13 protein-coding genes are annotated in these 14,702 nt (G+C 43.7%); 1 reads left to right on the top strand and 12 read right to left on the bottom strand.

Annotation, left to right across the window (positions count from 1 at the left end):
- Positions 1–8: 8 nt before the first annotated feature.
- The 3 genes from ACRRU2_RS22245 to ACRRU2_RS22235 form a co-directional block, all read right to left on the bottom strand.
- Positions 9–1,679 (bottom strand): hypothetical protein, encoded by a 1,671-nt coding sequence (locus ACRRU2_RS22245; protein ID WP_432505084.1) that lies wholly within the window; start codon positions 1,677–1,679, stop codon positions 9–11.
- A gap of 178 nt (positions 1,680–1,857) precedes the next feature.
- On the bottom strand, positions 1,858–3,537 hold the full coding sequence (locus ACRRU2_RS22240) for a response regulator transcription factor (RefSeq protein WP_432505082.1): 1,680 nt from the start codon (positions 3,535–3,537) through the stop codon (positions 1,858–1,860).
- Positions 3,538–3,574: 37 nt separating this feature from the next.
- Positions 3,575–5,332, bottom strand: coding sequence for a sensor histidine kinase (locus ACRRU2_RS22235; RefSeq protein ID WP_331700029.1), 1,758 nt, complete (start codon positions 5,330–5,332; stop codon positions 3,575–3,577).
- Positions 5,333–5,568: 236 nt separating this feature from the next.
- Here ACRRU2_RS22235 and ACRRU2_RS22230 point away from each other — a divergent pair, with 236 nt between their 5' ends.
- Positions 5,569–7,008 (top strand): hypothetical protein, encoded by a 1,440-nt coding sequence (locus ACRRU2_RS22230; RefSeq protein WP_432505080.1) that lies wholly within the window; start codon positions 5,569–5,571, stop codon positions 7,006–7,008.
- Positions 7,009–7,549: 541 nt separating this feature from the next.
- On the opposite strand, the gene ACRRU2_RS22225 is transcribed toward ACRRU2_RS22230, so the two are convergent.
- The 9 genes from ACRRU2_RS22225 to ACRRU2_RS22185 form a co-directional block, all read right to left on the bottom strand.
- Entirely contained in the window at positions 7,550–8,185 is a 636-nt protein-coding gene (locus ACRRU2_RS22225; protein ID WP_331700027.1) for a trimeric intracellular cation channel family protein, read from the bottom strand.
- Between the two features lie 52 nt (positions 8,186–8,237).
- The gene (locus tag ACRRU2_RS22220; RefSeq protein ID WP_331700026.1) at positions 8,238–9,068 is read right to left on the bottom strand and encodes a permease prefix domain 1-containing protein; all 831 of its coding nucleotides are present in this window, start codon (positions 9,066–9,068) and stop codon (positions 8,238–8,240) included.
- 1 nt (position 9,069) lies between these two features.
- A complete protein-coding gene (locus tag ACRRU2_RS22215; RefSeq protein WP_331700025.1) occupies positions 9,070–9,408 on the bottom strand; it encodes a PadR family transcriptional regulator in 339 nt (112 codons plus the stop codon).
- Between the two features lie 242 nt (positions 9,409–9,650).
- Positions 9,651–10,433: an SDR family oxidoreductase gene (locus ACRRU2_RS22210; protein WP_432505077.1), complete on the bottom strand. Its 783-nt coding sequence runs from the start codon at positions 10,431–10,433 to the stop codon at positions 9,651–9,653.
- Positions 10,434–10,649: 216 nt separating this feature from the next.
- A complete protein-coding gene (locus tag ACRRU2_RS22205; RefSeq protein ID WP_331700023.1) occupies positions 10,650–10,808 on the bottom strand; it encodes a hypothetical protein in 159 nt (52 codons plus the stop codon).
- Positions 10,801–11,982: a hypothetical protein gene (locus tag ACRRU2_RS22200; protein WP_432505075.1), complete on the bottom strand. Its 1,182-nt coding sequence runs from the start codon at positions 11,980–11,982 to the stop codon at positions 10,801–10,803. The genes ACRRU2_RS22205 and ACRRU2_RS22200 overlap by 8 nt, the downstream gene beginning before the upstream one ends.
- Positions 11,983–12,048: 66 nt before the next feature.
- On the bottom strand, positions 12,049–13,542 hold the full coding sequence (locus tag ACRRU2_RS22195) for a sensor histidine kinase (protein WP_432505073.1): 1,494 nt from the start codon (positions 13,540–13,542) through the stop codon (positions 12,049–12,051).
- A gap of 5 nt (positions 13,543–13,547) precedes the next feature.
- Positions 13,548–14,246, bottom strand: a complete 699-nt coding sequence (locus ACRRU2_RS22190) for a response regulator transcription factor (protein WP_432505071.1) — start codon at positions 14,244–14,246, stop codon at positions 13,548–13,550.
- A gap of 201 nt (positions 14,247–14,447) precedes the next feature.
- Positions 14,448–14,702, bottom strand: a 255-nt coding sequence (locus ACRRU2_RS22185; RefSeq protein WP_432505069.1) for a hemoblobin-interacting domain-containing protein, incomplete at its 5' end; no start/stop codon positions are given.

Here is a 14,702-nt window from a genome sequence, read left to right as displayed (position 1 = left end):
TTTGTCAGTTAGTTGTTATACAAAGGCCATGAATGCTTGATGCCCAGCGCATCCTTTGCATTTTGGAATAGCTCGTTGCTGTATTGATCCAGCTCTTGTCTGCCCATTTCGTCAAGCTTCTTCAATGTTTCATCAAAGATGCTGCGAGCTTTTTCCTCTGAATCAGCCATAATCATACGCGGCAGCTCTCTGCCCCAATAAAGGGAGATACGGTTGCTCGCTTCTTGCATTTTGTCGCGGTCCGGATGATCTGGGATGACTTTGCCGATTCTTGCGCTTGTATCATAGCTATAATCAACAAGCGGCTTTTTCATATTTTCTTCTGACAAGTAAATATCAACCAGCTTCTCCGGTTTTGGGAACAGATCCTTTACAGAGTACCAATCCATCAGCAGGTTAAAGCCCATGCCCCATTGCTTATCCGAGCCATCCTGCTTTGTCGTGGCATCCATATACTGCTCCGTCCAGGAAATTGTACCGTCCTCATTGTACGTGTAAGTTTCGCCTTCCCAGCCGAAATGCACCAAATGCTGGCCTTCTTTACTGTTCAAGAACTGCAGCAGCTTAATAATCCGGTCATGTGCTTTAGAGTCTTTGCCTACCATTGTGACCAGCCAGCCAAAACCGCGAATGTCGGTTAATACAGGATCATCGCCTTCATAGTTGCGCAGTACAAATGTTTCATAAGCTGCTTTCTCGTCATTGTTGAACAAGGTGCGCATCGAATCGGTAAAGTCCTGCGGCGCAGTCAAGCTTGCAAACACACGTCCGCTCGCAATTTTTTCATTCACCTGATCGCGCTTATCTGTAAAGTTGTCTTTGGAGATCAAGCCTCTTCTGTAAGCGTCGTTAAGGAAACGAATCGTATCCCAATATTTCTCATCATAGAGTCGGTTGGCGAATTGTCCATCTGCTTTTTCATATGGAATCGCAAAATATTCTTGCAGCCAATCCAGCGAGCTGTTGCCGTTTGCTGTAAACTCATAAAGTTGCAACGGGATGATTGGCTTGCCGTCATAAGACTTCACTTCATTTTTAACACGCTCAAGCGCATCCAAAAACTTGTCTGCCGTCGATATATCCGGGCGTCCGAGCTGTTCATAAATATCAGTACGCAGCGTAAAACCGCTGTTTGGAACTAATTTCTCGCCCGGTTTCATGGCGTGGCTGGAGTATGCATAGTTCGGCAATACATAGGTGTTGCCGTCTGATTCTTTGTACCAATTAAAAATATCTTCATATGGTTTAAAGTCCGGTGCATACTTCTCAATTAGTTCGTTCATCGAAATGAGGTAGCCGCCTTTTACAAGGCTGGACTTGTAATCAAGCCAGGATTCGACTGTAATCAAATCCGGCACTGCGCCTGTCGCAATCATTGCCGACATTTGCTCTGAACCGTCTCCGGCAGGTGTAATGAAATTAATATTCAAGCCAAAACGGTCACGAATCAATTGTGAAAACTTGTCCTTGCCGTAGTCGCCGCTATATTTCCACCAAGATAAGTTCACATACCAATCAATATCGATTACTTCTTGTTTTGGCGTCTCGCTTGTCCCTCCATTTGGCGATGCGCTCCCTGTTTGACCATTTGTGTTGCCTTTGCCGGAACATGCTGACAGAATAGACATTGCAGCAAGCAGCATAACTAAAGTTGTAGCTGTCCACTTTCTGTACTTCATTCCTTTACCCCCTTGGTGCGATGCACCTGCATTTTTTGTTCGGGCCAGAACTATGCCTTTATTGTATAAGCGTGCAGGCGCAAATATCTACTTCGATATAATGACCTTAATTGCTGTCCTTTGTTTACTTAAATACCGTTTAACTGCAAATTTGTATCTTTTCTTTACAACCCTTTCTTTATGTTTGCTCCGCAACCAGCTTATCCCGATATTCCTGCGGGGTCATATTCATCGCTTTTTTGAAAAAACGATAAAAATAATGCTCCGAGTAAAACCCGATTGCTTTGGACACATCGCTGATGCGGTACTGGGAACCGGCAAGCAATTCCTTTGCTTTCTCGAGCTTTAGCTCATTAATCGTTTCAGATAATGTTTTTCCTGCTTTTTGCTTATACAGGCGCGACAAATACGATGGATTGTGACCAATGGCGAAGGCCATTGTTTTGAGCGACAAATCTCCGCCCAAGTTGCTTGCCAAATAAGCGTTAATATTCTGCACAACTTGATTTTCCTCATGCTCTCCGGCAGGCAGCACCTGTTGCCACAAATAATCGGCAAACGAGATGAGCATCGAGCGCTGACTTTGCCAGCTTATGAGCTCCCCTTGCTCCATCTGTTTCATCATGATCGTTAAATGCTGCGGCATATTTTCAGCTTCGGTCGTGTTCAGCTTGCTCGCATAGGACATAAATATTGCATAAAGCGAACTTGTAATTTGCAAGCAACCAACAGCCTGTCCCGCCTCTGCGGAATGATCGCCTGTTTGCAGCAATAGCTCAAAGATGCGGTCAAACTCTTCATTATTGCGATGCTCCATAGCATAGGACAAATGCTCGTATTGTTTAAAAATTTGTTGTTGCACGGCATATTTTTGCTGCATACTGCTATCTTGCCTATCTGAGCCGTCTTCTATATAAAGCTGCGCTTTTTTGAAGGATGCTCGCATACGCAGCTGCAATTGTTCCATATAGCTGCCTAGCTGATTCCATGCCATCGGCTGACCGCAAACAGCAAATGACATCGACAACTTCAATAGATCGCTGCAGGAGGATTGAATACACTCGAACGTTCCGTACACAAAGCGGCTTGTCAATGCCATCGTGCTGGCTGCCTGTATATTTTCCATCCACGGCTCAGCCTTTGATTGAATCAGCCATATTATTTTGGAGCGATCATGAATAAAGGAGTAGTGCGACATAGATAACGACAAGTATTCATCCGCTATATTTTGCACTGCAAACAGCAGTAGCGAGCGATCATAATGGCTATCCCCCGGCCGCCATTCATCTACCTTGCCGATGACCACAAATAGTTGCTTGTCCGAATGAAGCGGCAATTGCAGCTCTGCGAGCTGTTTATCGAGTGAAAGATAAGCCTGCTTATTACCAACGATCAGACTTTCCAGAAACTCTCTTTGCAAAGCGCCAAGCGCTTGCTTTACCTGTTGACGGGCATGCTCCAGCACCTTCTGGGATTCCTTGTCCTGCTTCGCCAGCTCTATAGCGGCGTACACCGCCTGTTCGATCACTTCGTCATCTTCCGTTTTCAATATATAATTAACAGCACCATGCCGCAGAGCTTCTTGCGCATAGTTGAAATCATCATACCCTGACAAAAATAAAACTTTGCAGTAGGGCCATCTGGCTTCAATAATTTTTTGCAGCTCTAGCCCATTCATCCCGGGCATGCGAATATCGGTTAATACAATATCTGCAGGCGTCGTCATCAAAAAGTTGAGTGCTTCGGCAGCCGAATAGGCTCCTGCTGTTTCCAAATCGGGATGCTTATCAGGTCCAAACAGATCAACCAAGCCATCTACAACATATTCCTCGTTGTCTACAATTAATAAGCGGTACATATTAGATCGTTCCCTTCCTATTGCCTCTGTATAGTTATCAAGAATGCAACGGCAAACGAAGAATGACATGCAGTCCGCCCAACCCGCTGCGCTTTAAGCTTATACCATACTCGCCGCCAAACTTCAGTTTTATCCTCTTGTCAATATTCAGCAGCCCAGTTGTCTCTGTATCCTTATCCTGCTGACTGAGCTGTTGCTGCAAATACATGAGCTTGTCGTCAGATAACTCCGTTCCGTTATCTTCTATATGGACGTAAAAGCTGTCGTCCCCGTTTACAAAGGAAACGCGAAGCACGCCCTGCACCAAATGATCTTCCAATCCGTATTCAAAAGCGTTTTCCACGAGCGGCTGCAAAATTAACCGCGGAACCTGTACTTGCATTGCCTCGGGTGGCAAAGTGCCTATTTGAGCGTCCAACTTTCGACCGAAACGTAAACCCTGTATGCCAATATAGGCCTCAATATGCTCAACCTCTTCCTTGAAACGCACTTCATCTTCTTTATTGCGCGTAATAAATCGGAAAAACTGTCCCAAGTATTTGGTCAAACGCTTGGCAGCCTCTATATCATCAAGCTGGATCGTTCGGTTTAGCAAAAAGAAAATATTGTATAGAAAATGCGGATTTATTTGTGCTTGCAGTTGCTTTAATTCGGAACGTTTTAAGCGCAGCTCATGCTCATAAACATCGTTAATTAACGTTTCCAGCCGCTCAGACATTTTGTTGAATTGCTTGTACAAATAATTAAATTCATCTTTGCCGCTTGATTCCAACTTATGCTGGAAGCTCCCGCTCTCCAAGCGCCGAAAAGCACTCGTCAAACGCAGCATCGGAATATGAATAATGTTGTAAATCCACGCTGCAAACAAAACAATTACAAGTACAGATGTAGCCGCCAGCGCAGCATAAATTTGCTTATGTTTTTTGATTGGTCCAAGGAAGCTGTCCTCCGGCATATAGACCATAAATACAGCATCTAGTAAAGAGGAGGCTTCAAATGCATACACATAAGCTTCTTGTCCGATATAGAAGCGTCCAATGCCTCCCGATTGGCTGTTATCATCCAGATTCAATTGTTCAATAAACTGCCGATTGCTTATTTCTTGTTGCGGGAATGCACCAATCATCCAGGCGCTGTTTCGATCGGCAATAATAGCCTCGCCGCCATTGTAGGCAACTGCTTCACGAAGCGATTTTTCCATGTTTTTTTGGGACAGCTTAATTTCCATCCACATCTTAGCTGATCCTTCCTGCATATCGTGACGCGGATAATAATCCCCCATAATCAGCTCTTCCTGAAAAGATTCGATATGTTTTCCGGACACCGCCAGCTCAGACACCGCCTTCTGTTCAGATAATGGAATCGTTTGCTCCACCCTGTCGTTTTGAATGACAATGTTCAGCTCTGGCAGCATCAATTTGATTTGGTGAACAAACAAACTCGATTCTTTGAATTGCTGCAAGCGGCGCTCAATTTCCTGTATGGCATAAATCGTATCGCTGTCCGAGTAAATCATATGATAGCGCATTAAATTTTGAACAGTGCTATCCAGCATATATTGCTGCTTCATACGAATGACCCGCTCCATCTCTCGCTCAAAGGTGCTTAAGTAAAAATGCGCATTCGATTTCAATGAGCTTGTAATTTGTCCGGATACGGCCGCTTCACCGGAACGATTAATAAGAGCACTAATAATAAATGCCGGAATTATCATAATTAAAAAAATAACAACAAGCTTTTGAAATAAATTAAAGCCTGTTGTGGGCATCTTTTTGATCGGAAACAGCTTCATCATTTAACCGCCCTTCTCTGTCCTTCGCTGCATGGCTGTCTTCTCTTTCTATTATACTTGATCAAAAAGAACTTCCTTCTATCTTATATTTACCTGTTTATACTCTCCTGTGTAAAAAACGGACAGTCATCATCTTGCAGTAGACTGTAACTGCTCGCTGTTACTATGATGAAGAAGATGTAAGACATCATCATGGTTGTCTTTATTGCACAACAAAAACATTTAGGGAGGAATAGCTTATGAGAATTAAAAAAAAGAACAGCCGATGGTTATACGCAAGCTGTGCATTCATGCTGGCTATCGTACTATTGATCGGTTTGATGCAGCCGCAATCCGCTTCTGCTGCCGTTCTTTGGGACAAACAGTCGCTTGAGGAGGTTTACAATCCGACAGGGCAAATATATACTTACGCTCCTACAGTAATCCAAGAAGGAGATACCACTCATATGTGGAGCTGCCACAACAATGAAAGCGGTATCATAAGAGATCATATTTACTATACAAAAATCGAGAACAATACCGTTGTTGAATCCCGCTCCGTACTGGCACCAGGTCCAGCCGGAACATGGGACAGCTTCCATGTATGCGACCCTTCCGTTGTGGAAGGCAAATTTCTATACAATGGAACAAGCTACAGCTATGCGCTGTTCTACTTGGGCAACGACGTAAATGCCAGCTACCATAATCAGATCGGCGTTGCTTTTTCCAATGATTTGTCCGGCGACTGGACAAGATACCACGATCCGATTATCACATATCCGAATGACGGATATTGGGGAGTCGGGCAGCCATCAGCTACAAGTATAGACGGGCAAGGACGGTTAATGCTGTTTTATACACAGGGCGATCCGTCAGCAACAGCCGGATATCGGGTTGAGCTGAATCTCGGCGATATGAGCCAGCCTGTAATCGGTACGCCAATGCAGTTGACTACCGCCGGTCTAATCGGGACGGATAGCGCTAACGATTGGCTTAACAATTTTGATATCGTCTACGATCCTTCACGCGATCGCTTCTATGCGATTCGTGATCAGCATCCGTTCCCGTCTGGACAGCCAAACTATATAACAGAAAGCATTCAGCTTGCCAGCATTGATGGCGCCTCTATTTGGGGCGGCGGCGGAGCTTGGCGGGTAGAAGGCAATATTACACCGCAGCTGACCGATCTGCCTCGCAATCATAATGCAGGCTTGGTGCGCACTGCTTTCGGTACCTTGCCAGATCAGAACGAAGCAGTCGTTTACTTTACAGAAAGCCAGGCTGCTCCAAACCTAACCGGCTTGCCTGAATATACTTATAACATTTGGAGAATAACAGGCGCGTTAAGCGACGGGAATCATATCATAGAAAATAAAATAAACTCATTAAGCAATAAATACTTTACGGTTGATCGGCTAACGCATGAATTAAACACGCAGCAACTAAATATTCATGGCAAAGCCCAAGCAAAGCTTAAACATAAAAACGTTTGGACCGGCTATCGCCTTTTTGACCAAAAAGGCCTTCTGCTCGACGCGGGAACAGCCTATTATAACATTGTGGACGATGAGGATCGCAGCTTCACGCTAACTATTCCCAAGCCCGCAGCAGCTAACGCCAAAGTAAAATTAGAGGTCTATTTCCTGACAGACAAAGGGAAGGAGATTACTTCCAAAAGCAGTTGGATTAACATCATGTAGCGGTTCGAAGCAGTTGGATGGCAAGTCGAAAGGGATGCTACTACGATCAAGTTTGGGATTCCGACCGCTGTTGTAGTCCAATTTTTTTTGATGAAAAAACCCCTGTAAAAGGATAAAATTGGCCTACAAAGGCGGACGCTGACGCTTCTCTATTCCCAATCTTGCTCTTCGTTCCCTTTCTTATTGCTTATCAAAGTTGCCCACACCTTCCCTAGCATTGGTTACAGTTTCCAAACGGGTTATTCAACAGTCTTAATAGTTGCTTGTAAACGCCGCCGCTATCGTTCTAACGGTTGCCACAGCGGCTAAACACTTGTTTTTGCACACTTTTATTTTCTTACGGTTGTGGCAGAGCTTATTTAGAGTTTTCAGGTGGTTTTTTGGAGATTTTTCGTAAATAGCCGCTGTGACAACCGTAAGAATCTGAACCCTTTCTTTTTAAGGCGAATAGGCGCAATAGCAACCGTTACAGCAAAAAAATAGCCAACCAGTAATACCTGGTTGACCTAATAATACGATAGGGTTGTCATACAACCACCCGTTATTTCCCAACACTCCCTGACTTCTTCTTCTCAGCAGCTAAAACAGGGAAGTTAAGGTTAAAGAAGACGGATACCATGCGGAGAATGAATGTGATGCCGAAGCAAATATAGAGAGAGACGATATGCGGGACAACATTATACGTTAGAATAAGACTGACAGCCCCCAAAATAGATGCTATTGCGTATATTTCCTTACGAAAAACATAAGGAATCTCTTTCACAAACAGGTCTCTTAATACTCCGCCGCCGATTCCTGTAATGAGCCCCATGGACACGACCAAAAAGGATTCATCGGGAAACAAGGTTATGGCTGTATTGGAACCGACCGCAGTAAAGACCCCCAGACCAATCGCATCTGATATAAGAATGATTTGTCCGAGCCGATTGATTCTCTCATAAAAGCACCAGGTCAGAATTGCCGCACTCAAGCTTACAAAGAAATAACTTGGCTCTACAAATGCAATCGGCGGCACATTGCCTACTAATAAATCGCGAATGATCCCTCCTCCGAGTGAGGTTGCCACGCATAAGCAGATGACTCCGAACAAGTCTAATTCCTTCTTAATCCCGATTAATGCCCCTGATATTCCCGCCGCGATAATACCTAAGTATACAAAAGCATCTAGTAAAAACATTCATTCTATCTCCTTAGCAATGGCTTCTCTATTACCTATCGACAGACCTTGCTTAAGCGGTGAGCTTTAATCTCCGCATTTTAATATTCTCATCTAATCTAAATAACAAATATGCAAATATATTAAGCGTGAAAAACATGACCGCCCACACTATATTAAGCCGGTTCATGCGATAGGCATTCATCGTATTCCACCATCCGAACAAAATCCAATATACGGCGAAACTAGTCATTGCGAGGAGAAGTACAACTTTAGGAATTGGCGAAAATAGAGCTTCTCTATTTAGCCCGATCTTTGTTTCCCATTTGCTGCTATTGGCCTCCATTAAAAAGGGGTATGATATATATGGCTGTGTATGCCATTGCTCTTTTGCTGTGCCAGAAGGAAATACATGCTCCGTTATCTGACCCTCATTATCCACTTTGGATAGGTAAACAAACCGCAAAATTCGCTCATTTTTACTAAAGAAGGCTTCCATTTGCTCATTGGTGACTGTGCCATCAGTTATTATTCTTTCTTCCATTTGATGATATTGCAGCTGCATTCTATCAAAATCAGTACTATTTCGTTGTTCTAAAAATAGATGGAATGAAAAAATCAATAAAGAAGCTGCTAAAAATAAACCGGAAATCCGCAGCATTGATTTACTTAATTTACTCCGAGGCGGAACAACTTTTCTCAATTCCCTATTAACAAACTTTTCGGCTCCAAATCTGTTTAAAGCAATTGTAATACTTTCTTCCTCCGACTTTCCTTGCTGCTGTAACTCTTTTATTGTATCTGTTAAGTGATTTCTAATTTCAGCTTTAAAATCCTCCAATTCCTTCGGACTCAAACAAACATTTTTGCTCAGTGACTTCATATAATTTTCAACTCGATCCATACTAAACCTCGACCTCCCTATAAAAAGTATCCATAATATTTTTGAAAAAATCCCACTGCTTTTTCTTTACTGTCAAATACTCGATTCCTTGATCTGTTATTTTATAATACCTGCGTCTTCCCCCGCCGCTCTCAGAATCGTCCCAATAAGGCAATATATATTCACTATTCTCTAGCCTCTTCAGCACGACATACATCGTTCCTTCTTTGATTTCAAATGTATTCCCGCTGATTTCCCTTATCCGTTTAGAAATTTCATATCCATACAGATCTTCTTTATTTAAAAAGCTTAATATAATGCTTTCAATATAGCCTTTTAACATCTCTTTATCGATTTCCAAATGAAAACACCCCCACTTATATATACCATACACTACTCTATACTGTAAAGTAGTTTACTATATACAGATTTCTTTTATGGAGGCTGTCGATGCATTGTTGATCTAGCAAGAAGGAACAGAAAGGGAGGCTAATATGATCAAGTTTGGGATTACGACCAAGCACAAAAAGGGCTGCCGCAGGTTTCTTGCTAACCTATCACAGCCCCAAGTTTTGCTTGCAATGTTACTCTAAATTTTTTCCACTACAATAGTGTCTCTGCCCCATCTATAAAAATTTCCGTTCCCGAAATATGACTCGATTGCGGAGAAGCGAGGAACATGACCAGGTCGGCTACCTGCTCTGGTTGGCCCGGACCGTGTTCGAGCGGCTGATTGCCCTCCGGATATACAACGGGAATACTGATTTTGTCTACCTGCTTCGTGCGTTCTGTATTTTCACCAATATTGGTTTCAATAGCCCCCGGGCATATAACGTTAACGCGGATTTTGTAACGAGCCAGCTCCAATGCTGCCATTTTTGCAAAGGCAACCTGCCCTGCTTTGGACGCACTGTATGCCGACATGCCAAAGCCGGAAAACTTCCGGCTTCCGTTAATTGAGCTCGTAATAATAATACTGCCGCCGGATTTCTTCATATGCGGAATTGCATTTTTAACCGTCAAAAAAGTTCCCTTCAAATTAACCGCCAATGTCTCATCCCATGCCTCCGGTGTTAAATCCTCGATTGGAGAAAGCGTCCCATTGATCCCTGCGTTGGCAAACACGATATCAATCTTTCCGAAGCGTTCTATTACAGTCTGAACCGCTCGTTCTACCCGCTGCGGGTCGGAGACGTCCACATCAAGAAATAAGGATTCTCTGCCCATATCGTGAATCGTATTCTCCACTTCCTCCGTTCGGTTGTCATTCAAATCAAATAAGCAAATACTGCATCCATTTCGAGCCAACTGCAGCGCTGTAGCACGTCCAATACCTGAGCCCGCTCCTGTGATGACCGCTACTTTGTCTTTTAATATTTCGCTCATTCCTCATTACCTCCTCGGATACTCGATTATAAACCGTTATACCCTTCTTTCTGTAAATATAATCATTTATTCCGCGTGTCGAAAAAGCTTCCCCTTTTGTAACGAATACTGGTAGGTTGTCGATAAGGGAGGTTACTACGATCAAGTTTGGGATTCCGATCGCTGTTGTAGTCCAATTTTTTTGATTACATAACCCCTGTAAAGGATAAAATGGGCCTACAAAGGCGGACGCTGCCGCTTCTCCATTCCCAATCTTGCTCTTCGTTCCCCTTTTCTTTTTGCTTGCCAATCGTTGCCCGATTGATTATAAAAAAGCTGCGGTACATTGCCTATTGGCAAAATACCGCAGCTTAATCTTTCAAACTGTTTATTCATTAATCGTATATTCCACGATATTACTTACAATCCCGGATGACGTGCCTCCATCCTCATAAGCCAACTTAATATACAGGTCATTGCCATCCTCATTCCAGCTCGTGAGCAGCCAGATCAATGCGTGCAGCGAATAGCCTTTCATCACAAAACGCTTGTTCAGCAGCTTGCCTTCCTTGAACTCTGCTAACTCCACATTTTCATTGACCACATTATGAATAAGAATATGCCCTTCGTCAGGCGATAAGCTAAAAGCATAAGTAAACCGCCCCGGATCTGCATCCGGCTCGCTAAGTACAGACCTAAATGTTTCTGATACGGGATCGTACAGGAAAATACCATCTTCTTCACGGAATTGCCCATCGAACAACAATTTGCCATCCGATAACAGCTCGTACTTGCCAATAAACAAATCATCGCCGCTCAGGACTGTCTCGAAGCGAAGCTGTTCAAGATTAATCTTGATTAAATTGTCATAATCACGGTCGGGAACGCTCGCAAACATATACAGTTCATTTTGATACACTTTAAAATCATGCCTATACCCGTAGGATTCCGACTGCAAATAATCCTTCAGCATAATCGTATAAACAGCATCCGTAGCCGTATCTGCAACAGCAAGCACACCTACTTCTCTTAAAATAACAACGTAACGCCCCTCTTTATCTGCAAAATACATACTGGTGTATCCATCGATACTTTCTTGACCCTTATACGAGTCACTCTTAGTCTGTACTTTCTTACTTTTTCCGCTATCGATATCAAGAATATAAGCTTCTGTCGCTGTTCCATAGAGCGCCTTCCTACCATTCTCGGAAACAGCGATTGCAGGCTTATCTAATAATTGTATCGGCTGTCGATTGTCACCGTCTTTTATATGAGCTGCATAGAAGCCCTGCTGCTTGTTAAACAGCATCTCGCCTTTCTTGATAGTTAAAATATCGTCAAAATTGAGCTCTTCACTCAGCTGCAGCAATTGTCCCTCGAACATTGGCGTCTCCATACGGTTAAGCTCCTGCCTCACATCCTCACTCAACACGAATGAGCTGGTCTTTGGAGCTTCCGCTGCGACGGATGCGCATCCCCCCATAATGATTGCCGCTGCTAGCAAAACGATTCCTAATCTGCGTTCCTTACACCTCCGGTTATTTCTTTGAGCAGTTGCCGACACTTTCATATCCACTAACACCCTTTCTGATCGTTTCTTACGACCACTATAACCGAGAGTTATGTCCGAATTAGCCTAGTTTGTTGCCAACTTATGACCATACGGAAGCTGAACCTGAACAACTGCGAATCGATCCCCTTGTTGAAAATGAATCGTTCCTGCATGCCGCTCAATGATCGAACGGCAAATAGCCAGCCCAAGCCCAATGCTGCCCTTTTCTTTGGCCAGCATGTCATTTTCTCTATAGAAGGGTTCAAAAATTAAAGCAGCATCCGCCTTTTGATCCTGATCCAATTCGTTTCTCAGCCTTACAATGATATCCCCCTCAACACATTCTGTTTTTATTGCAATAGTGGTGCCTGCAGCGCCATATTTTATTGCGTTATCGAGTAAATTCACCCATACTCTGCGCAGCTCTTCCTCTTGCCCGTTCATTAATACAGGCTGCATATTGCATTGGAGCTTCATATTGTAACGAGAAGCTTTCATTTCCATATCCTCGCAGCAAGCTTTGAGCTGAGCACCTAGATCAAAGGGCAATTTTGCCGGCTCGTTTTGTCTATCCTCCCGGCGTGCGAGCTCAAGCACTTGTACTACCATGGCATGCATCCGTTCACTCTCTGCTTTAATGCGATGGGCCGCCCGCTCAAGAAACACGGGATCGTTAAAGCCCGGCTCACTGATTATTTGTGCGTAACCGGATATAGAAGTGAGGGGTGTTTTCAGCTCATGTGTCATATGCTGATAGAAACGCCGCTTGCTTTGCTCAAGCTCGATTACCCGGTTGCGTTCTTCTGCAAGATGCGTCATTTGCTTTTCAATTTGTTCTTTCATCCGTTTAAAACTTTCCGCTAACTGGCCTGCTTCATCCCCTCGCTCAAGCGGCAGTGTTTCATCCTCCTGCCCGCCTTCGCCAAAGTCTCTCATTACACGTGAAAGCGTAAGCAGCGGACGGGTTATTTTTCTGGATAGTAAATATGAAAATATCGGGACAATAACAAAAAGACCAGCCATAAACCAGGCAAGGCTTCTTAGCATCACGGCATTGTGCGCATAGCGGCTTGAATAATCGCCCAACATCCGGAAAACTCCTTCATATTGGCCGCCCGCATAGTAAGGCAGTGTTAACAGTACTTGATGCTTACTGCCATCCTGAACGATCGTAACGACAGATTTATTTTGCATGCTTAAGGCTCGGTCTTCCTCAAAATGATGCATAAAAACATCAGATGCATTGCTATCCAATCGAGTACTCCTGTTTTTCGATAACAACGACTCTCCCAAAAACCGACCCTCTTTATCAAAATAAGCAACAGGGTGACCAATGCTCCGGCTAATCGCCTGGATCAATGGCGTTATCCCCTCAGCTTCTTCTTTACCTTGATGGACAAGGGCATATTGCTGAATAAAGTCATAGGTATACAGCTGCAGCTTCTTCATATCTTCCTGAATCGTTGATTTTGTATGCTTTTCCATGACATGAGACATGTAATAATAAAGACAGCCGGTTGCAAGGGAGAAAATAAGTATAAATCCAATTGTGAATTTCCAATGGATTGGGAGCGCCACCTTGCTCATCCCGCTCCACGCTCGCCCATTCGATAGCCGATGCCAAATACCGTCTCTATTAATGCAATGTCCAGCTTCTTGCGGATACGCTGAACATGAACGTCTACTGTCCTCAAATCGCCGTCATAGTCCATCTCCCATACCCGATCCACAATCTCTTCCCGGGAGAAGACCCGCCCTGGATATTCATGAAATAGAAGCAAAAGCTCAAACTCCTTCGGCTTAAGCTTGATTTCCTCTCCATGCTTATAAACCGCATATGCCTTCTTGTCCAGCTCTACGCCGTAAATTACTTGCTCACGCTGGGTACCTTTACGAAGCTCCGCTTTTTCCTTTCGTCTTAGCAAAGCTTTGATGCGGGCAGCCACCTCTCTCAGCTCGAATGGCTTCGTCACATAATCATCTGCGCCTAGCTCAAGGCCAATTATTTTATCTACAGTGTCCGTTCGTGCAGTAAGCATTAGAATAGGAATAGAGTATTTCTCCGATACTTCCCTGCAAATATCAAAGCCGCTAATATCCGGCAGCATAGCATCGAGCAGCAGGGCGTCCGGTTCGGTTTGCTCCAGCATCCGAAGCCCGCTTTTTCCGGTACCAGCACCAAAAACCTGATAGCCTTCATTTTTAAACGCATAGATTAATAAATCCCGTATCGCTTCATCATCCTCGATGACGAGCAGCTTTTTCTGTTTTGTCTCGCTCACAGCACTCCCCCGCTTTCAACTATTAACCTATTCTTTCATTATAGCGGACAGTTATTGCCACAATGTGAACGGGATGAATTTTCATAACTCAATATAAAAAAACATCGCCTGGGGTTAGCCCTTGGCGATGTTTTGAATACAAATAGCGTTAAATATTAACATAACAATTACGGGCATTGAACTGATTTCTTTATACTATAATCAAGGCACAATAATAATCACTGCCGTAGCATCTTCATACCCTTCTGCTTTGATTAGAAATTGATGCGTTCCTGGTGTTAGTGAAATTTCAGTAAAATCAAGTACAATAATTCCTGCGGTGGATGTGCTCACCCTGGAGGGGTGAAGGAAAACCAAGATATCGTTCCGATAAAAATAAACCCCGGTAATTTTTTCTCTCCATGCAGCATTATCGGTATACGTTAACCGCACTGTGTCGACATTCGGTGCTGTCCC

This window comes from Paenibacillus sp. GXUN7292, assembly GCF_050864975.1.
Classification (GTDB): domain Bacteria; phylum Bacillota; class Bacilli; order Paenibacillales; family Paenibacillaceae; genus Pristimantibacillus.
Note: the sequence above shows the minus strand (reverse complement) of the source record. Positions and strands in the feature narration are given on the sequence as shown.

Coding starts and splice junctions, on each gene's coding strand:
- ACRRU2_RS22235 (WP_331700029.1), bottom strand. CDS start 5,332: ATGATGAAGCTGTTTCCGATCAAAAAGATGCCCACAACAGGCTTTAAT.
- ACRRU2_RS22205 (WP_331700023.1), bottom strand. CDS start 10,808: ATGAATAAACAGTTTGAAAGATTAAGCTGCGGTATTTTGCCAATAGGC.
- ACRRU2_RS22230 (WP_432505080.1), top strand. CDS start 5,569: ATGAGAATTAAAAAAAAGAACAGCCGATGGTTATACGCAAGCTGTGCA.
- ACRRU2_RS22240 (WP_432505082.1), bottom strand. CDS start 3,537: ATGTACCGCTTATTAATTGTAGACAACGAGGAATATGTTGTAGATGGC.
- ACRRU2_RS22200 (WP_432505075.1), bottom strand. CDS start 11,982: ATGAAAGTGTCGGCAACTGCTCAAAGAAATAACCGGAGGTGTAAGGAA.
- ACRRU2_RS22245 (WP_432505084.1), bottom strand. CDS start 1,679: ATGAAGTACAGAAAGTGGACAGCTACAACTTTAGTTATGCTGCTTGCT.
- ACRRU2_RS22220 (WP_331700026.1), bottom strand. CDS start 9,068: ATGGATCGAGTTGAAAATTATATGAAGTCACTGAGCAAAAATGTTTGT.
- ACRRU2_RS22225 (WP_331700027.1), bottom strand. CDS start 8,185: ATGTTTTTACTAGATGCTTTTGTATACTTAGGTATTATCGCGGCGGGA.
- ACRRU2_RS22210 (WP_432505077.1), bottom strand. CDS start 10,433: ATGAGCGAAATATTAAAAGACAAAGTAGCGGTCATCACAGGAGCGGGC.